This is a genomic window from Sulfitobacter noctilucae (assembly GCF_000622365.1).
In the GTDB taxonomy this organism is placed as follows: domain Bacteria; phylum Pseudomonadota; class Alphaproteobacteria; order Rhodobacterales; family Rhodobacteraceae; genus Sulfitobacter; species Sulfitobacter noctilucae.
On record NZ_JASC01000013.1, the window covers coordinates 259642 to 279505 of the forward strand.

The window sequence follows — 19864 nt, forward strand, 5'->3', positions numbered from 1 at the left end:
TTATCTGCCGAATTGCGCGAGGGTGATGCCCGCGTCTTCAAGTTGCGCACGCACCGCACCCGCAATCTGAACCGCCTCGGCGGTGTCGCCGTGAAGGCAGATCGTGTCGAACCGGGTTTTGATATGCTTGCCGCTTTCGGTGATGATGGCACCTGCCTGCACCATCTCGACCATCCGCGCACCAGCGCGGTCCGCATCGTGGATCACGGCACCGGGCAAAGACCGATCAACCAGCGTGGCATCGTCGTTATATGCGCGGTCGGCGAAAATCTCTCCGGCCCATGCGCAGCCCAGCTTTTCAACCGCATCCTGCTGCGCAGTTGCCGCCAGCACCATGATGATCAGGTCAGGATCAACGCTCAGCGCCGCTTCATAAAGGTCACGCGCCATGCCCTCGTCTTCGGAGCACATGTTCGCCATCGCACCATGCAGTTTGAGGTGACGCACCTGCGCCCCGACAGCCCGTGCCATCCCAAGCGCCGCCCCCACCTGATAGCGTACCTGATTTTGCAGCGTCGCACGTGGCACCGACATGCGATTGCGCCCGAAACCGGCGATATCCATGAAGCCCGGATGCGCCCCGATGCCGACACCATTGTCACGGGCCAACCCCATAGTTGCCGCCATGACATCCGCATCGCCCGCATGGCCGCCACAGGCAATATTGGCAGATGTTACAATGCGCAGCAAAGCCGCATCATCGCCCATCTTCCACGCGCCAAAGCTTTCGCCCATATCGGCATTCAGATCGACAGTCGCCATTTAGTCTTCCTCCATCTTTAGCGGATCAGTCCGCGCGGACACCGCGCCGCTGATCAATTGGTAGCCCAGCAAATCACGGATCGCTGCAGGGTCGCGCACCAGCGGTGCGACTTTTGATGCCAGCGCCTTGATCTCCGCCAGATAGCGGTTTTGCAGGGCCACCGCCTCGTCCATCTCGACAAACTCGAAGGTCAGGTTGGCCCCCGTCTGCGCCTGCGCGACGCGCGGCAGATCACAGGGCAGCACCGATCCGATGCGCGGATAGCCCCCTGTGGTCTGGCACTCGTACATCAACACATAAGGTGCACCGTCGCCTGAAATCTGGATATCACCAGGCACCACCACTTCGGAAACGATGCTGAGTTGATCTGCAGTGGCAAACCCCTCGCCGTCAAAGGCCATGCGCACCCCCATGCGGTTGGCACGGGCATCGCGGCGAAACACGGTCTTGGTAAAACGTGCAATCGTCTCCGCGCTGAAATTGTCCGTCTGCATGGACGCCACCAGCCGTACTTTTCCCCCACCGAAGCGATCAAGCGGTGGAACAGTCAGCGCCACATCGCGCCCCTTATCCACGCCCAAGGCCAAGCGTTCGCCGGTCTGCAACAAGGCACCGATTCCGCCCGCCAAGTGACTGCTGCGGGCGTCCATGACCACCGGCGTGTCAAAGCCACCGCCCACATGGAGATACCCGTAGCTGCCGTCGCGGGCGCCACCGATCTCCAACTTGGCGCCGGCAGGCAAAAGGTGGCTGGCGTTCCAGACGATCTGTTCTCCCTCGACCTTGGCCACCATTTGTGCACCGGTCAGGGCGATGCGGATATCGACATCTGCCGTGAACGTCCCGCCGGAGCCCGCCATTTCGATCACGGCCAAGTCCGGTTTCTGACCCAACAAGGCCGCGCCCTCATAAAGCGCTATGCGGTCAGCGGCCCCACCTACAGTTAATCCCTGCGCACGGTATCCGCTGCGGCCCATGTCTTGCAGGCTCAATGCGGGGCCCGCGTGTGTGATCGTCAGATGTCCGCTCATGACAGCGCCTCTCGCGATGCACCGCCCAAGCCCGAAGTGTCTTTGGATTTGATCCTGTCAAACTCCTCCCGACTGATCGCCGGAAAGGTCAGCTCGTCCCCCGGTGCCAGCGTGAACGGACGTTCAGACTTCGGCAGGAAGGTACCAAAGGCGGTCTGGCCGATGTGTCGCCAGCCTGTAGGCGCGGCGTTGGTGAATACAATCAACTGGCGGATCGCAATGATCAACGCCCCCGCAGGCACCGATTTCGTCAGCCCCTGTTGGCGCGGAATGTCCCATGTCTTCGACAGCTCGCCCATATAGGGTTGCCCCGGTGCAAAGCCGATGGTCAGCACCCGCACACGCGATGCCGATATTTCGGCCACCGCCGCATCCACATCGACACCTGCGACGGCGGCAGCTTCTTCCAGCTGCGGAGCGAGATCAGTGCCATAGACCGTCGGCACATGCCAAAGCGTACGGCCGGGCGGCAGGTCTGCACTTTGCCAGTCGCGGCTCTCCAGCAGGTTGGTCAATCGCTCTGTCATTGCGGCCAATGGCGTCACTGCCAGATCGACCTCCAGATAAGTCGATACCAGCGACGTGCTGGTCTCGCGCACTTCGGGCCAGTCCTGCGCTTCGACGGCGGCGCGAAAGGCAAGGGCGGCGCGGTTGGCCGGCTCGGACATGGCACCGGCAAAAGTGACCAGCACACCCGACACACCAACGCTGCGGATTTTCGGCCAATCAGTCATCTTGCAGCGCCCATCGGTAGAGCCGCGGCAATAGCATCGGCGTTAGGTACATCGGCAGTTGCCAGCAGCCGATAAAAACCATCAAAGGGGCCAGCACATCGCCGGGCAGCGCCACGAGAAAAATCGCGATGTTGCGATTGCCTGCGCCAATGGCTAGCGGTCCGGCGACCGCGCGCAAGGGACTGCGGCGCAAGGCAAGGAGTGTGAACATCTGCAACAGATAGCTGATGGCAAAGGCAAGCACCGCCCATTTCGCCACGGCCCACGGATCGCGCAACAGTGCAGGCGTAAGAGCCGCCATTAACCCGACAACGATGATCGAGAACGCCAGCACCGACAGCCCATCGAGCGCTTTGATCTGGCCTTCCGAAGGCACCGGGAAGAGCCGCTCGCGCAGGATAAAGCCCAGACCTGTTGCCAGTACGATGATCAGCAGCAGGTTGAGCGCGGCCCAGATCACCTGTGCCGCAGGTCCGGCTTGCGGCAACAGCGCTAGTACCGGCAAGACGGTCAGGGGAAATGCGGCCGTGCCCAGCACAAGAATTTGCATCATCCGACCCGCATCCAAATGCAGCAAAAGCGCGAGATTGACGCTGCCGGTGATCGCGGGTGCGGCCGAGGTCAGCACGATGGCCAATGCTGCGGGCGTATCGCCCCATCCGGCCAGCGACAAAACTCCCAGCAGGATCAGCGGCACCGCCATTTGCAGCGCCAGAACCGAACCCAGCCCCCAGCGCAAATCGCCAACCGCGCCCATCGCAGCCCGGTGCCCGATGCGCAGTGCCGTGACCGTTAGCAAGATCGCGACCATATGCGGCAACCACGGCACAAAGCGCGCGGCCACACTGAGCAACAGTAGTCCGGCAGCTAGGCCGATCAGCAGACAGGACCGCGCATGGGTCGATGCCAGCCAGAGGATATGATACATCTGCCTTCACTTCTAACTTGGAGAATTGCGCATGTTGTCGGGCAACCAAGTCGCAAGCTCCGGAAACCAGATCAGGACAAATACCATCAGCACCATGATGGCAAACATCGGTAAGGCCGCCTTGGTGCTATAGCCAATTTCATGGTCCGTCATGCCTTGCAGCACAAAGAGGTTGAACCCGATCGGCGGCGTGATCTGCGCCATCTCGATGACTACGACAACGAATATGCCGAACCAGATCAGATCAATACCTGCACTGCGCACCATTGGTTCGACCACAGCCATGGTCAGCACAATCGCGGAGATACCATCGAGAAACATCCCAAGTATGATGTAAAACACCAAAAGCGCCATCAGCAGCTGAAACCGCGTCAGCTCCATTGCCGCAATGCCATCGGCAAGCGAGCGTGGCAGGCCGGTAAAGCCCATCGACAGTTTCAAGAACGCAGCCCCCGACAGGATGAGCGCGATCATTGCCGAGGTGCGCGTGGCCCCCATCAGGCTTTCACGGAAGCTGTCCCAGGTCAGTGAGCCTTGGAACATCGCCAGCACCAGCGCGCCGATCACCCCGATGGCCGCCGCTTCGGTGGCGGTGGCAAGGCCCGCGTACATCGACCCGATGACAACCGTGATCAGCGCAAAGACCGGCAGCAGAAACCGCGAGTTGGCCAGCTTCTCCCTAAAGCTCATGCCGCGTTCAACGGTCGGGTTCCAACCCGTTGAGGTAAAGCTGACCAGCGCCACATAGCCCATGAACATCCCCGCCAGCACAAGGCCGGGGAACACCCCGGCAAAGAACAGCTTGGTGATACTTTCATTGACGGTCACCCCATAGACGATCAGCGCCAGCGAGGGTGGGATCATCAGGCCAAGGGTCGCCGCACCCGCAAGCGTGCCGATCACCATCTTTTCGGGATAGTTCCGCGCCCTGAGTTCCGGGATCGCCATTTTCCCGACGGTCGTCAGCGTTGCCGCAGAAGAGCCTGATACCGCCGCGAATACGGTGCAGGACACAATATTGGTATGCACCAAGCCGCCCGGCAACCGCGCCAGCCAGGGCGATAGGCCTTTGAACATATCTTCGGACAATCGCGTTCGGTACAGAATTTCTCCCATCCAGATGAACAGTGGTAGCGCCGTTAATGTCCAGGATGAAGACGAGGCCCAGATGGTCGTGATCATCACATCGCCCACCGGTCGCGTCGTGAACAACTCCATCCCGACCCAAGCAACGCCCATCAGCGCAAGGCCGACCCAAACGCCGGTGCCAAGCAAGAGGAACAGCACAAAGAGGAAGAGAACGATGGCGTAGACTTCGGTCATCGGATTATTCCCCGTGGCTTTCAACCGTATCGCGCGTGATGCGGTGTTGTCCTTTAAGTAGGACGTGAACGAGATTGTCGGTCAAAGCGAGCGCAAGCAGCCCGCCGCCTAGCACCATGACCGACTGCGGTATCCAAAGCGCGGTGGCATCCTGCCCCTGACTGATCTCGTTGAACTTCCATGACCAGTAGACGAACCAATAGGCGTAATAGGTGAAATACCACGCGATGGCTGCCGCCAAGCCAAAGCACCAGATTTCCAGCAACCGTTTTGGCCCCGGTGCCACGGCATTCAGCAGGATCGACACGCGGATATGTGCGCCCCGGTTCAGCGCATTGGCAAAGGCCAGAAAACTGGCCGCCGCCATTGCATAGCCTGCGTAATCCGGCGCACCGGGAAAGATCGCGCCGGTCCAGCGGGCGAGCATCTGCATCACGATCAGCGACAGGATTGCTATCAGGCAAAGTGCTGCCAACACGCCTGCCGCCATATAGATGAAATTAAGTGTTCTGCGAACGACGCCCATGATGCCCCCCATCGAGTAGGAAAGGACGGTCCCGAAGGCCGGGACCGCCAATGTGCTTAGTTCATGCCTTTGTAGGCATCGACGATGGTTTTGCCATCTTCACCCGCAGCTTCGAGCCATTCTGCGGTCATCGTTTCGCCGATTTCACGCAGCTCAGCCATCAGCGCGTCGCTGGCGGAACCAACGGTCATACCCCCTTCGGCAAGGCCGTCCATCGTAAGCTTCGTATAGGCTTTGGCGGCGTCGAGACCGCGCTCTTGTGCTTCACCTGCACAGGATGTGATGATGCCCTGATGCGCGTCTGATGTGTCTTCCCAGACATCTTTGTTCACCATAACATAGTTATAGGGCAGCCAGGCATCGACTTCGTAGAAGTGGCTCAGGCTTTCCCACACCTTGCGGTCATACCCCGTCGCCCCAGATGAGATCATGGATTCGGCAACGCCTGTTGCGAAGGCCTGCGAAATCTCGGCAGCTTCGATTGTGACCGGCAACATGCCTGTCAGCTCGGCCAAACGCGCAGTGGCGTTGTTATAGGAGCGGAACTTCAGACCCTTCATATCGGCCACGCTGTTTACTTCCTTGTTGAAGTACAGACCCTGCGGCGGCCATGGCACGGCGTAAAGCATGACCAGATTCTGCTCTTCCAGCAGCTTTTCCATCGACGGTTTGGCCGCCTCGAACAGCTTTGCGCTGTTCTCGAAAGAGGGCGCAAGGAAGGGAACACTGTCAAATCCGAAAACGGCATTCTCATTGGCATGGCCGGACATCAGGCGCTCGCCGATCTGGACCTGACCGGTCTGGATGGCGCGCTTGATATCGGCACCGGCAAACAGCGCCCCGCCCGGATGGGTGGTAATTGTGATCTCGCCCTGCGTGCCGGTAGTCACGCATTCAGCGAATGCCGCACCGTTTTCAGAGTGGAAGTTCGAGGCGGAATAGGCCATCGGCATGTCCCACTTTTCGGCCGCCAATGCGGGCAGTGCGCCGGTCACGGCGATCGCGATGCTTGCCGCACCTGTCATCAATTTGTTGGTCAGTTTCATTGCTATCTCCCTGGTTGGTTTTGTTTGCGCTTACGAAAAGCGCTGTGGATGGTAAGGCGTGAGGTCCGTATTGACCTGCGCGCCAGTGATCAATCCGGCGACCAGTCGGCCCGTTTTCGGCCCGCCCGTCAACCCGATGTGATGATGCCCGAAGGCGGTAAAGACCTTCGTTTCGCCCACTTGCCCGATGAGAGGCAAGCTGTCAGATGGGGCCGGGCGGTGGCCCAGCCATTCAATTTCATTCGCGGCCTTAAGGTTCGGAAAGGCCGCGGCAGCCTGCCGCCGCAGCAAAGCGAGCGGCGCATTTGAAGGGCCAGCCTCCAGCCCGCCGAATTCTACGATCCCAGCACAGCGGAGCCCCTGCTCCATCGGTGTCGCTACAAATTTGCCACTGGCGATCATGAAAGGCTTGGACGGCCCGCCGGTCGATCCTTCAAAAACGATGTGATAGCCGCGCTCGGCTTCCAAGGGCACATTCAAGCCCAGTTTGGCCATCATCGGCTTGGACCATACGCCTGTAGCCAGCACGACCTCGGTGCAATTCACGGTGCCTTGGGTGGTCTGCACTGCGCGAACCGATCCGCCGCTCAGGTCGAAATCCTTGACCTCGGCCTGCATGATGGTGCCGCCCATCCCCTGAAACGCTTTTGCCAGTGCCTGCACATATCCGCCGGGACTGCGGATAAAACCCTGGTTTTTCAATCTGGCGACGCAGGTAATCTCTGACCCCAATGCCGGTTCAAAATCGCGGACATCCTCGCCTTCGATCAGTTCGGGTACGAAGCCCGCCTCGCGCCGTAGCTCCCAAACATAGCTTTCGGCATCGAACTTCGCGCGAGTGGCATAGGCAAAGCTGTAATCGCTTTCCGTAACCCAATCGCCCAGACCCAGATCATCGCACAGACTTTTGTGCTGTTCGACAGAATCTCCCACGATTGAGGTAAGGCCCAAGGCAATGCGTCGCGTGTCGGTGTCGTTCGCCGTTGCCAGATATTTGCGCAGCCAAGGCAGCAACTTCGGCAGATAACCCCAGCGCAGGAACAACGGGAATTCGCGGTCCAGCAACATGCCGGGGGCCTTGGTCATCAACCCGGGCCCAGTGACAGGCACCATCGCGCAGGCCGCAAGAATACCGCCATTGCCATGCGATGTCCCCGTTCCCGGCGCGCCCCGGTCAATTATGGTGACGTCCACCCCGGCACGTTGCAACCAGATGGCGGTGGAGACACCCACGATCCCCCCACCGATGACGACGACGTGACGGCTCATTCAAAGTGTCCGGGCAAAAGGCAGTAGGGCAAGATACGATTCTCCTTACGTCACCTTCGCACGAAAATTCGAAATATCAACAATTTGTTTACAAAATGTCATCGTTAGCCTTTCTTCTTGCCCATCGCACCGCGAAACCGCAAATATTTACGGCATGAGAGACCCTGTGCAGCCCCTTCTTGGTATCCTGATGCTGGACACGCGGTTCCCGCGGATCATAGGCGATGTGGGTAATCCAGATACCTGGCCCTTTCCCGTGCGGTACGGCGTGGTCGCGGGTGCCACCCCTCAGGCGATTGTCTGTGCGGACATGACCCCCTTCGTCGAGGCCTTTATTTCCCAAGGACATGCGCTTGTGCGCGAGGGCTGCATTGGCATCGCGACGACCTGCGGTTTCCTGTCCCTGATGCGGCCGCAATTGGCGACGGCTCTTGGTGTACCCGTTGCGGCGTCCGCACTGGAACAGGCGGGCCAGATCATACCAATGCTGGCACACGGCAAGCGGCTCGGTGTGCTGACGATTTCGGCGGAAAGCCTGAGCGATGCGCATCTTGCAGCTGCGGGCGTGCCCTTGGAAACTCCGGTAGCAGGGATGGAGGGCAGCAGCCTTGCGGCTTCGATCCTGGGAAACAAACCGACACTGGATGTGCGGGCCGCGCGGACTGAAATGATACGGGCCGCAGAGAAACTTATCTCCCTGCATGACGATATCGGAGCCCTTATTTTGGAATGCACAAACATGGTGCCCTATGCCGCCGATGTTGCACGGGCGACGGGGATACCGGTGTTTTCGATCTATACCTACTTGCGGTGGTTCCACGCGGGCTTGGCCCCGCGCCAATTTTGATCGCACCACCTCACAGGAAATCCTGTGCCGGCCCCCGCAGCCAACCATCCTCGAACGCGACATTATCAACGCCTGCCAGCTTTTTGATCCGTTCGAGCTCGGCCTCAAATGCGGCTTGCCGCCCCTTGCCCCACCGTGTTTTGCCCTCCGGCCAAAGCGCCTTGATGCGCAAGGTATCTTCGTCGCGAAAAGCTTTCATATCGACACGGGCGACCAACTGATCTCCCTGAAGCACCGGAAAGACATAGTAGCCAAAGCGGCGTTGTGGCTCGGGTACAAACACCTCGATCCGGTAGTCAAAACCAAACAGCCGCTCCGCCCGCTTACGGTCCCGCAGCGCCGGGTCAAAGGGGCTGAGAATGCGCAGGCGGTTGGTCGGTTCCGCATCCAGCGCAGTGTCCTGTTCCAATCCCTGCCGCGCATAGGCCAGCTTGACACTGCCATCCGCGCCCGTGATCGCCACCTCTTGCAGACGCCCGGCGGTCTGTTCGTTCTTGCACCACTCCCGCGCCTCTACCGGGGTGATATGCGCCCAGAATGCAGCCAGTTCACCGTGGGTCGCAAAGCCCAATCGCGCCAGCGCCTGATCGCAGCACCAGTCAACGGTCGCTTCTACATCGGGCGGATCGGCGGGAGTGCACAAATGCTGCTCCAACACCCGCTCCGTCAGGTCATAGCGCTTTTTGAACCCGTCCCGCCCCGTCACGCAGAGCGCGCCGCTGCGCCATAGATACTCCAGCGCCGTCTTGGAGGGGTGCCAATCCCACCATCCGCCCGAACCGCGCGGTTCATCCTTGCCTACGTCACCGGAGCACAAAGGCCCTTCTGCCTTGATCTGGTCCAATATAACTTGAAACTGCCGCTCGAACCCTTCGCGACGGTCCTTTCGCCAACGGCTGCGCAAACGCTCTGCATCACGTTGGCGGCGCAGGTGCCATTGCGGATAGAAGTCCATCGGAATGACAGCGGCATCATGAGTCCAATGCTCAAATAGCTTTCGTTGCTTTTCGTACAGCGACTTGAGCGCGGCAGGCCGGTAACGCGGACGCCGGGTGAACAGGATCAAGTTATGCGCACGGGCAACAGTGTTGATGCTGTCAAGCTGTACGAAACCCAAGCTGTGGATCAATGCCAAAAGGTCATCGCCCTTGGCCGGTCCCTGTGGGGCTTCTGACAGGCGGTGCCGGTCCAGAAAGACCCGCCGCGCCTGCGTATTCGTTAGCGTCAGCATCGCGTTAGCGGCGGCGTCTGCGCAGGGTATCCCCCAAAGACAGCGTCGATTTCAGCGTGATATGCTGTTCGGCATTCGGGTCGGGCGCATCGGATGTGCGGTCCAGAATGATCCGCGCTGCGGCCTGCCCGATCTCAACACGACAGGCGTCCATCGTCGCCAGTTGGCGGGGCAACCCTTGCAACAGTTCGACGTTATTGAACCCGGCAAGCCCGATCTGACCTGGCACATCAATGCCCTGATCCAGCAGGTACAGCAGCCCCCCTGCCCCGATCATATCATTGGAATAATACAGAAAATCCAGATCTGGCGAGCGTTCCAGCATCTCTTGCGTCATTTCGCGGCCCTTGGCCAAAGCCGATCCGCCGGAATAGAACGCGCGGTCCTCGATCTCCACACCGGCCTTGGCCAATGCTTCGGTAAACCCTTCAAACCGTTTGCGGGCGCGGTGATCCAGAGGCATCTTGGTGCCCATGAACCCGATGTGTTCATACCCTTCCTTTAGGATTGCCGCCGCCATCTCGCGGCCCGCACGGCGGTGCGAAATACCCACCATTGCGTCTACGGGTTTGCCATCGGTGTCCATAATCTCGACCACCGGAATACCGGCAGCAGCCAGCATGGCACGGGTCGGGTCCGAATGCTCTAACCCCGCAATGATCACACCAGAAGGACGCCATGACAGCATCTCGTAAAGCACGCGCTCTTCTTTCTCGGGCATATAGTCTGTGACGCCTACAACGGGCTGAAGCGGTGTGTCTTCCAGCACTTGATTGATGCCGGTCAACACTTCGGGAAACACCATATTGCTGAGCGATGGAATGATGACAGCTACAAGATTGACGCGCTGCGATGCAAGTGATCCTGCGATCTGGTTGGGCACGTATCCAAGCTCCTTGGCTGCGGCCAGTACCTTGTCACGCGTTGCCGCCGATACGTCGCCGCGGTTGCGCAATACTCTGCTGACCGTCATTTCGGACACCCCGCAAGCTTCGGATACATCGCGCAGGGTAAGAGGACGTTTGGCAGGTTGGGACAATCTGTTTCCTGACTGGCTTTTCTATCAGGCTACCTTAACAGAAGTTTGCCGCGCAAGGGCCGATCTGTCCGACTACTCCGAAGCCGGTGCCGTTTCCTGTGGCTCGGTAATGGGATCAAATTTGCCCACCGAAACATCCAGCAGCACCCAGCGCGCCTTTTCATTCACAAAGACCAAATCAAAGCTGATGTGTTCCGGCAGCACCGGAAAATAGCCCGTCAGCCGGATCTGCGTATCACCGGCGGCAATCTGGGTGTTCAGTATTTCAGGCTCGGTTGCGAGCACAGGCAGCATGTCCAACCCGGCTTCGCGAACCGGAGCGAAGAGACCGGCCAAACGTGTGGGATCGTTCGCCGTTGCAAAGTCACGCGAAGCATAGTCCCGCAGCACGGTATAATTGCCGGTCCAGTTGCCATGATTAATTGCGGTCAACACATCCCGGATCAACGCCACGGCAAAGCTACGCTCCACCTGTTCTACCTGTTGCGCCTGCGCAGGCGCGCCAAGTGTCATCGCACACACAAACACCGCGCAAAAAATGCGCGGTGCTTTCGATAGCGTTCTGTGGATCACTTTTACCACGCGTATGTTACGCCCAAACGACCACCAACCTGATCCTGATCAAAGCCATACGTGATACCGGCGTCGAACTGTGTGTTCGGGTTGATACGGTACCCCATGGACACAGCCATCGCTTGCGAGCCTTCAAAGCTGCCCAAACCGCCCGAGATGGCGAACTGCTTGTCCTGCGGGACGTACGGCGCATCGAGCGCCATCGCCATCGCAATACCCTCTTTGTTAGCGGCAATTGCTGCGGTGTTGCTTTGAACTGCTGTCCCGAGGTTCAGCACCTGGTTCAGATCGACACCCGCTGTGGCGAGGTTGCCCTGGCTATCAGACGTCACCAACGCAAGAGATCCGCTTTGCGCGGCCTTGCTGGCATCGGACGTGATACCTGGTGCGGAATAGGTGTTGTTGGCATTACCCAATGTGAACTGGTTGTCGCGCGTGGCAGTTGCACCGTTGCCGATAGCAGCGGAATTATCGCCCGTGGCCGAGGCCAGATTACCAAAGGACAGGGATTGTTCACCAGAGGCGACGGCTCCTTCACCAACCGCTGTCGACCGTACACCGCTCGCCTGTGCAAGATGACCAAATGCTTGCGCACGCTCTGCCGTGGCCATGGCACGCCAACCAACCGCTGTGGCCCCCGGACCCTGAGCGACCGACTCACCGCCCAAGGCAGATGTGGACGGCCCCGTAGCGACGGATGTGTCACCCAATGCAATCGCGTCAACTCCGTTCGCAATCGCTTCATTGCCAATGGCGGTCGCATTGTCCGACTGCGCGTCAGCGTTCTCGCCTACTGCCAATGACCGCACGCCTTGCGCCGTTGCCAAGTGACCAAAGGCTTGGGCCCGCTCGGCCGTGGCTGCGGATCGCCAGCCAATGGCAGTCGTGCCCGGACCAGTCGCCACTGTTTCGCCGCCGACAGCCGTCGTGGATGGGCCAGACGCCATTGCCGCGTCGCCCAGAGCAATGGCATCAACTCCATCGGCAATGGCTTCGTTGCCAATGGCAGTCGATTGATCCGAAACCGCATCCGCGTTTTCACCAATGGCAAGCGACCGCACACCCTGCGCTGTTGCCAGATGGCCAAAGGCCTGCGCGCGCTCAGCGGTCGCCGCTGATTTCCAGCCAATCGCAGTTGCACCGGGGCCTGCCGCAACAGTCTGGCCCCCGATCGCCGTGGTAGATGGACCTGTAGCTGAAGTATTGATCCCGTCATCGCCATCACGATTGCCGCCGATTGCGATGGAATCGCCGTCATTTGCAGCCGCACCATTCCCGATGGCGATTGCATTCGATCCACCCGCCATGGTGTTCGCCCCACATTCAACCGACCCGTCACCCGCGCCCGCATTACACGCATCCGTCTCGTCCGCGTAAGCAAAAGTAGCCGCGCTACACAACAAAAGAGCCGCAGTTGTTGTTTGACCCAAACGGGCAATTGGAAGGCGGAAAAGCATGGTATGACTCCTGTCACTGTATGGATTGTACGAACAACGCGTTCGCGCGGTGTACAAACAACAACGATCCCTACCCCCAAGAGTTTCACTGTCGCAAAAATAAACTTCTCGCGAGAATATTTAAGGCGGGACCGTAGCCATGTGATGGCGCAATAGATAAACACAAGAAACGGCCCCGTGGCTCAACTGGATAGAGCAGCCCCCTCCTAAGGGGCAGGTTGCAGGTTCGAATCCTGCCGGGGTCGCCATTTGTCCGAATCCATTGTTTTTTAGTCCTCTTTACAGTGAGTTACTCTTGTGTATCCCGTTCTTAAAATGCTGTGTCCCAGCCTTTGCGTTCCCCACCAGTAGCTTCACCATTCGCTCACGGTCAGCGGCGCGCGTATACCGTTCCACCTCCGACAAGCTCAAATGGCCAGCCATGGCGGCTATCTGGTGTGTGGTCGCGCCCTGTTCCGCCCAATAGATGCAGAAGGCTTTGCGTAGCCCGTGCAGACGCGCATTCATACCGGCGTCCTTGGCAGCATCACCGAAAAGGTTGCCGAGGCTTCCGGCGGCAAACGACTTGCCGCGCGCGTTCAGGATGAACGTGGGGGAGATGTCCGGGGTTTGACTAATCACAGCGCGCAACTCGGCAGTCAGGGGAACGCGGGCATTTACCGTGCTCTTTTGGCGTCGATAGATCAGCAGATCATCCCCAATGTTCTTGCGCCCGAGCTTGGCCAAGTCGGACCGTGCCGCCCCGGTGTAGAGCGCAAGGTCGAAGATCAACCGTTGTACAGTGCCTACTGGCCAGCGTTTTTGAAAAGCGGCGATGTCTTCTGCTTGAGCCTCGGGGAAGCCTTCAATTTTCGGCTTGTCCAAGCGGATTCCGAGCATGGGGTTCTTTTTAATGAAGCCTTTCCTGTACAGATGCTCGAATACGGGCATAAGCGCCTTGTACTCATTCACTGCCCCGTGGCCGCCTTTCGCGTATAGGGCGCGCTCAATCGTTTCGCCAGTTATAGTACTGAGCGGACGAGTGCCTTGGGCCTTGCGATACCGCGCGAAGATCGCTGCGCGCGATTTCTGGGTGCCTTTAGCATATTTGGGCCAGCGCTTGTTCCCTGAAAGGTAGATGTCCAATGCCCAGGCAAACGTGCCTGATGCTGGTGTTCCAGTACAAGGCGGCATTTCTTGCCATCGGGCGTGTTCTGCAGCCCAAGCAGCAACAACCTTGGGATCGGTCGGGTGGAGTCCGTGAACGCCTAAGGTGCGTTCTACTTCACCGCGACGATATGTGTGGAACCAGCGCCCACGCCGCAGCTTCGAGCGTAAGTAGGGCAGTTTAGTTTTGCTCATGTTGCTTCTCCTGCGAACGGCTTCCCGTCCCATTCTCCGCTTGAGCCATTCTCTTGCGGATATTCGAAGGTCACACCTGCTGGCCCGACCGCCGTAATTCGCGCATCAGGTCGCGATTCTTGGACTGCTTTAAGTGTTTCCTTGATCTGCCGAGGGGTGGGCAGGCCGGGGGAGCGAGATGACGGCACTAGATTTTACCTCATGAAGCTAAGATGCGGACCCTCTAATCGTGGCGAATTCCGAAGTTTCCACTGGGTGCCAATGTCCTAGATCGCCGACTGCAGAGTGCGCAATAGACTTTAAACGGCGGGGCAATACCGTACAATTTGCGAAAAAAAACAAAGCCCTAGTGCGAAAAATGCAGCTTTTCCCGGCCATAGTAAGCTGCGATGTCTCAATTGCGCGATGTTTCATTAAAACAGGTGAGGCGACGCGCCTCAAAACCCGTGATTGCGAAAAATACCTGAATCGAGGCTCATTTAACTTCAAAAACCCTCGCTGTGCTAATTTCAAATGATCTGTGGTTTTTTCAAAGTGTGATAAAAAAGATACATTTGCATGGAAGAAGCTTGGTAAAGGCCTTCGCGAACTTGAGGGGCTATAGAATGAGGGGATTAGGACGAGCGGCAATCTCGCTCGAACTTAACCCCGACGTTGTGTTCGACAAAAGGGACCGCTCAGCCTCTGCCGGGACTCACCGATGAGCACGGGTGAAGTTGTAGGGTCGGCAAACTTCTGTGTGAGTATCCTCGCTACAATAGATGACTATCCCTTGGGGTGTAAAACACACGCGATCCTTCGATCATTTGAATGATTCCATGCGGTAGAGCTGATTAGGGCTGTTCTTTGCAGCTGTCGATTTAATCCCACGGGCTTGGAGTAAGCGGCCTTCTGCTTCACAAGTAAGCGCAGCGGCCATGCTGGATGGGAAGCGACGGTTCGCAAACGACAGTTGTCGCGGGGCCGGTCTATCGCTAACAATGCAGCTATGGATGGCACGTTCAAAATTGTGCAGTTAGCGATTAGTGAAAAGTTTTAGGAACAACCCGTTGGCTTCTACAGTAAATGAGAAAACTCGGCACTTGGCAGAGAATATTGCCAAGAGCCTAGAGAGTGGTGAAGCGGCAGTTGGTCAGTTAGAGACAAATGACCGAATTATTTCTCGTGTCACTGACGGTATCTACCGTGAGCCCTGGTCTGCTTTTAGGGAGCTCGTGTCTAATGCATACGATGCCGATGCGACGCAGGTGGCAATTGATAGTGATTATCCATTTTTCAATGAAATACGCATTAGTGACGACGGTATCGGGATGGATAGCCAAACCGTTGCGGACTTGCTGACCAATATTGGCGGGAGTTCCAAGAGAACGTCACGGGGCAAGAGCCTTGGGACCGTTAGTAAAGACGATCCTACAGAGAGCCCATCTGGTCGAAAATTGATAGGAAAGATTGGGATTGGTCTGTTCGCGGTTGCCCAACTTACCAACCACTTCCAGATTATATCAAAACGGAAAGGCTCAGCAGAAAGAGTCTCTGCGACGGTCAAAATTGATACATATCGGGAAAATACGCTCGTCGAGAATGACGATGAGACATATGCAAGTGGAACTTTTAAGGTAGTTGCAGAGAAAACACCTGATGTTGACTCGCACGGTACGACGATCGTGCTAATGAACGTTCAAAGAGCCGTCCGCGAGAAGCTTCAAAGTCGCGAAATCTGGGATGCATTAGATGAGCAGTCTGCAGACCAAACAGGCGGGCTATTTGACGTAATTGCGGAACCAAAATTCCATATTGGAAGGGTGTCCAGTGACGGGCTTCTGAGCAAAGAACCACAGTTGCCTTGGGCATCAGGTTGCAGCCCCAAAAACAAGTTCGAAGCTCTGTTTTCGGAGACCATTAAGTTGGGCCGCAATTCGAAGGATCGCACGGATCTTTCCCACCTTGATAATTACTTTAAAATGCTTTGGCGGCTAAGCCTGGGAAGCCCGATAGAGTATTTGGGAACTCACCCATTTGACTTTAAAGGAAGCAGCAATCTGGAATTCTACAAGCTGTCTAATAAACAAAAAGGCGGTGCTGAGAATGTTGAGCTCGCGAGCGAGAATAGATTGCGTGAGGATTTGGGGCTTGTAGCAGGAACTAAAGATCCGCTGTCGAAATTCTCAGTGTTTATCGACGGTGTTCAACTGTTCAGGCCCGTAAGACTTGCTGAAGAGCTACAGGGCTCTCAGGATCTACCATGTCCACTTCTTTTTGCAGGTAAGGTTGAAACTAATTTTGGGGGCGCGTCAGAGGAGCTATCAGGCGGCCGATTAGCGTTTGAAGCCTACCTATATTGGAATTCTAAGATTATACCGAAAGAGAGCATCGGAGCTCTTTTAAGAGTAAATGGTGCAAGTGGAACCCTGTTTGATCCAGACTTTCTCGGCTACCAGATTGCCGAACAAACAAGGAAAAAGCAGGTAACGTGTGAGGTGTTCGTCTTAGAAGGATTGGATGGTGCGCTAAACATTGACCGGGAATCGTACAACACCAGCCACCCCCATTATTTGTATATCCAAAAATGGCTTCATAACGCCTTTAGGCAGTTTGCGACTCAGCATAAACGCGTTGGTCGTGAAGTAAGAGATAAGCAGAGGATTAATCGCGAGCAGGGGGCGATCAGCAAGTTATCAGATTTTACCGGTGAAGTTTGGGAGCGCATGCGCGGAAATAATCTGGCTCTGCCGACATTGGAGGTCACTGAAGGTGATAACGGAGTAAGCCTGCCTGTTAAGGTAGGAGGCAACCCTATTACCTGGAACCAACCCAGAATCGATCCAAAGAAATTTCGGCGCTCTGATCGCATTGAAGCTGTGACTATAACTTTGGATGCATATGGCATTCTTGAACTCTTAGATGATGAACGAAGAGCTGATCTTATTTTTGATATTATTTCGATTTTTGAAGACGACGAATGAGTACAGAGTTCGATAGTCCCGATGACTCATTCGATGAGTTCGCTCTGCCCGCGCCAGTGGACGAGGTGGCCACGCCAGAGCCACTGGCCTTTGCGCCCTGGCACAAACCACGCAAGCAGTATGTGCGCAGGTACCAGTGGGCACATCATGCTGACAAACTGATCCAGCAACTGCGGGATACCGGGGCGTTGATTGACGGAGCCCCGGTGAGATACCTTACCCTTCCAGGCCCAGATTTATTTGACGTTAAGTTGATAGCCGACGTTTGCGCTGAACATGGGCAAACCCTTCACTACACAGGCTTCTGCTATGTCCGAGAAACCGAAGCCGTTCGTTTGCGCAGACATACGCGGCAATTTGAGGTGGATCGAGCGGGATTGGTTCACGCGGGCTCTAGCGTTCACGTCTCGAGATTAGAAGACATCACTTTGGCTAATTCTGAGGCTCGCACATTAATGCGAAGAAGCGGTCCATACGACATCGTAAATATTGATGCGTGTGAACCAATTGCCAATTCTCACACCGACCAAACAGGACGGCTCGTTGACGCTATTCGAAGTATTGTAGAGTTTCAGTTAGGAGCTCAACGGCGGCCCTGGGTGCTATATCTTACGACTCCAGTGCAAATTGACAGCATTTCACCACAGTCACTCGATGCGCTTTATCAGCAGGTTCTTCAAAATGTCCAAGGAGACCCAGATTTTGCCGCTGAATTCGGTGGTAAGTTTGTACCCGGCGAACCGGTGGAGGATTTCTGGGCAAGAGTTTCTCAGGATAATGGAATCGAGTTCATCCGCGCTGTAACTCTGGGTATTTCGAAGTGGTTGGTCCATCTGGCGGAGCAAGCCAATTTCAGCGTCAAAAAACTGCCAAGTTATTGCTACTCGATGTTTCGAAAAGAACCGTTCGTCCCGAATATGATCTCGACTTGCTATATCTTCATTCCCAAACCAATAGAAATATTTGATCAGACAGGATTAACGCTGAATCAGACTGTGCCTCAAGGCACAGCTCCTTTGTCAGATCATATTCGCGCCCTTCGGAGGTCATTTGGTATTGAAAACCTTGATACCAAGATGGATTCCGATCTTGCAGTTAAGCAGGCCATGATTGATGAATCGAAGACTTTGCTGACGGCAGCTGGTTACCCGGTAGAAGATGCGAACCATGGTTATGATCTATGGCTATCTACTGACCCCATGGAGGCTCGCGAAAAAGATAGTGTGACACAAGACTAGGAATTCAGGCTGCGCCCAAGCGATTTCGCTACTGCGTAAGCGAGAGGAGGGGGAACTGCTTCGCTGACTTGCGTTATCTGGGAAGACATGGAGCCGTTAAGCACAAACCAACGCGGGAACCCTTGCAGCGTCATAGCTTCGAAAACACTTAGTCGCCGCTTCCCGTTCGGGTGTATGTGAACCTCACGGTTCCCGTAACTCGCCGTATAACTCGGTTGATCCCACCAAAGGGTCTTGAAACTTCTATTTTCCGTAAACCCTTCAACAAGCGTCCCATCAAAAAACTTCTTCGACTTTGGCATCATGCACCAATGGTTTTCGTGAAAAGGATTGCGCTCAGAATTCCACCCGCGTTGGAAAATTGCTGGTTCTGGAAAATCTCCAATCGCCGACCTGACAGTCTCCTTCTGGCCGTAGGGTTCCGGAGGGATCCAGCCGGATTTAGCCGCTGTTTTGGGAATCGCAACTAAGAAAAACCTCTTTCTTCTTTGGGGAACCTGGTAATTAACTGCGTCCAAAACTTTACAATTCACGTTGAAACCGCGTTCAACTAGTCTCGCTGAAGCCTCGTCTATAATTCCCCCCCCACGCTGGCCCTGAATTGGTGGAACGTTTTCCATAGCTATGAAAGAAACAGGATTGCGATCGTGAAGCTTGAGGGCAATATCGAAGAATTTGCTGACCAGAGTGTTTCTAGGATCTTTGTCGCTTCCATTTCGATTGGCTATTGAGAATCCTTGGCATGGAGGACCTCCAATAATACCGGTTGGATGAAATTCACGCCCAAAGTCCTGATCGATTTGCTCAAGAGTCAATTCGCGTATATCTCGTACCCTTGAATTGGCCTCTGCCCGGTTCCGGTTCCAAGATGAAACTGCGTCTTTACGTTGATCATATGCTAACGCCGTCTCATACCCGACTTGTTCAAAGCCGAGGTCCAGGCCACCACATCCACAAAACAGACTAAGTATTTTTCCGAGCTTCTTTGTCATGGCTCCCGCCTGTGGTCATGAAGCCTAAGCGACCTCAGGGTTGTGGCACGCTACATGCCTACGACAGTTTTTTGGGACGCTTATCGCAGACGTGATCGTTTGTACAAGGTATCTCAAACTATGGGTTCGGTCTGCCCTTAGCGAACTGATTATACCTACTACCTCCGTTCGTTCAACGAGCCGGTCGGCGATGCGAATAGTGCAGCCGTCGCCAATTCTGGTGGATAATGGCGCTGTATTAAAAAAGCGGTGATGGGGGCTGGGACTGTAGGGCCGATGACGGGTGACAGCTATTTATACCTAGCCGATCTCAGGAGACCAACATGGGCAACTGCCAAAAGTTGCGTCGCAAGGGGGGCGATATGCTGTCTTGAATGGGTGCCCGGCACCCGCCGGCTGAATTCCTGCCAACTAAACCAACAAGTAGCTTATATCCTGGAATGCATCTAACTACCCCGAGCAGAGAACGGACCGGTTAGACCATCATCACGCAATATAAACGGACCGAATGTCACTTTACAATTCTGAGTGTCGTCCTGCCTCGAGCCCTTGGAGGGTATGCC

At 56.3% G+C, this 19864-nt stretch carries 17 protein-coding genes and 1 tRNA gene; 4 read left to right on the forward strand and 14 right to left on the reverse strand.

From position 1 onward, the window contains the following. Genes Z945_RS0108025 through Z945_RS0108060 form a run of 8 tightly spaced genes read right to left on the reverse strand, consistent with a single transcriptional unit; the run spans position 1 to position 7620 of the window. A complete protein-coding gene (locus tag Z945_RS0108025; protein ID WP_025051586.1) occupies positions 1 to 762 on the reverse strand; it encodes a LamB/YcsF family protein in 762 nt (253 codons plus the stop codon). Beyond that, entirely contained in the window at positions 763 to 1794 is a 1032-nt protein-coding gene (locus tag Z945_RS0108030; protein WP_025051587.1) for a 5-oxoprolinase subunit C family protein, read from the reverse strand. Beyond that, positions 1791 to 2528: a 5-oxoprolinase subunit B family protein gene (locus tag Z945_RS0108035; RefSeq protein ID WP_025051588.1), complete on the reverse strand. Its 738-nt coding sequence runs from the start codon at positions 2526 to 2528 to the stop codon at positions 1791 to 1793. Before Z945_RS0108035 ends, Z945_RS0108030 begins: the two co-directional genes overlap by 4 nt. Continuing rightward, the gene (locus Z945_RS0108040) at positions 2521 to 3456 is read right to left on the reverse strand and encodes a hypothetical protein (protein WP_025051589.1); all 936 of its coding nucleotides are present in this window, start codon (positions 3454 to 3456) and stop codon (positions 2521 to 2523) included. Before Z945_RS0108040 ends, Z945_RS0108035 begins: the two co-directional genes overlap by 8 nt. Before the next feature lie 12 nt (positions 3457 to 3468). Then, entirely contained in the window at positions 3469 to 4779 is a 1311-nt protein-coding gene (locus tag Z945_RS0108045; protein ID WP_025051590.1) for a TRAP transporter large permease, read from the reverse strand. 4 nt (positions 4780 to 4783) lie between these two features. Next, on the reverse strand, positions 4784 to 5305 hold the full coding sequence (locus Z945_RS0108050; RefSeq protein ID WP_025051591.1) for a TRAP transporter small permease: 522 nt from the start codon (positions 5303 to 5305) through the stop codon (positions 4784 to 4786). A 56-nt stretch (positions 5306 to 5361) separates the two neighbouring features. Further along, positions 5362 to 6351, reverse strand: a complete 990-nt coding sequence (locus Z945_RS0108055; RefSeq protein WP_025051592.1) for a TRAP transporter substrate-binding protein — start codon at positions 6349 to 6351, stop codon at positions 5362 to 5364. Positions 6352 to 6381: 30 nt separating this feature from the next. Further along, positions 6382 to 7620, reverse strand: a complete 1239-nt coding sequence (locus tag Z945_RS0108060; protein WP_025051593.1) for an NAD(P)/FAD-dependent oxidoreductase — start codon at positions 7618 to 7620, stop codon at positions 6382 to 6384. Positions 7621 to 7774: 154 nt separating this feature from the next. On the opposite strand from Z945_RS0108060, the gene Z945_RS0108065 reads away from it, so the two are divergent. Then, positions 7775 to 8467, forward strand: coding sequence for an aspartate/glutamate racemase family protein (locus Z945_RS0108065; RefSeq protein WP_037970797.1), 693 nt, complete (start codon positions 7775 to 7777; stop codon positions 8465 to 8467). A 10-nt stretch (positions 8468 to 8477) separates the two neighbouring features. Here the strand turns inward: Z945_RS0108065 and Z945_RS0108070 are convergent, their stop codons facing one another. From Z945_RS0108070 to Z945_RS0108085, 4 genes are all read right to left on the reverse strand, one after another. Beyond that, entirely contained in the window at positions 8478 to 9698 is a 1221-nt protein-coding gene (locus Z945_RS0108070; protein ID WP_037970799.1) for a winged helix-turn-helix domain-containing protein, read from the reverse strand. Positions 9699 to 9702: 4 nt separating this feature from the next. Continuing rightward, positions 9703 to 10671, reverse strand: a complete 969-nt coding sequence (locus Z945_RS0108075) for a LacI family DNA-binding transcriptional regulator (RefSeq protein ID WP_241434491.1) — start codon at positions 10669 to 10671, stop codon at positions 9703 to 9705. A 138-nt stretch (positions 10672 to 10809) separates the two neighbouring features. Beyond that, positions 10810 to 11250: a hypothetical protein gene (locus Z945_RS0108080; RefSeq protein WP_025051597.1), complete on the reverse strand. Its 441-nt coding sequence runs from the start codon at positions 11248 to 11250 to the stop codon at positions 10810 to 10812. A 62-nt stretch (positions 11251 to 11312) separates the two neighbouring features. Beyond that, on the reverse strand, positions 11313 to 12767 hold the full coding sequence (locus Z945_RS0108085; protein WP_025051598.1) for a YadA-like family protein: 1455 nt from the start codon (positions 12765 to 12767) through the stop codon (positions 11313 to 11315). A gap of 171 nt (positions 12768 to 12938) precedes the next feature. Here Z945_RS0108085 and Z945_RS0108090 point away from each other — a divergent pair. Beyond that, a tRNA-Arg gene (locus Z945_RS0108090) sits at positions 12939 to 13015 on the forward strand. Between the two features lie 31 nt (positions 13016 to 13046). On the opposite strand, the gene Z945_RS20055 is transcribed toward Z945_RS0108090, so the two are convergent. Then, positions 13047 to 14108 carry a tyrosine-type recombinase/integrase gene (locus tag Z945_RS20055; RefSeq protein WP_025051599.1) on the reverse strand — a complete coding sequence of 354 codons (1062 nt, stop codon included), beginning with the start codon at positions 14106 to 14108 and terminating at the stop codon, positions 13047 to 13049. 1049 nt (positions 14109 to 15157) lie between these two features. Between Z945_RS20055 and Z945_RS0108100 the strand changes: the two genes are divergently transcribed. Further along, positions 15158 to 17071, forward strand: coding sequence for an ATP-binding protein (locus Z945_RS0108100; protein ID WP_025051600.1), 1914 nt, complete (start codon positions 15158 to 15160; stop codon positions 17069 to 17071). Then, positions 17068 to 18309, forward strand: coding sequence for a PP_RS20740 family protein (locus Z945_RS0108105; protein ID WP_025051601.1), 1242 nt, complete (start codon positions 17068 to 17070; stop codon positions 18307 to 18309). The genes Z945_RS0108100 and Z945_RS0108105 overlap by 4 nt, the downstream gene beginning before the upstream one ends. Here the strand turns inward: Z945_RS0108105 and Z945_RS0108110 are convergent. Further along, complete coding sequence (locus Z945_RS0108110) at positions 18306 to 19301, reverse strand: DNA cytosine methyltransferase (protein ID WP_025051602.1); 996 nt, start codon at positions 19299 to 19301, stop codon at positions 18306 to 18308. The genes Z945_RS0108105 and Z945_RS0108110 overlap by 4 nt on opposite strands. Positions 19302 to 19864 lie beyond the last annotated feature (563 nt).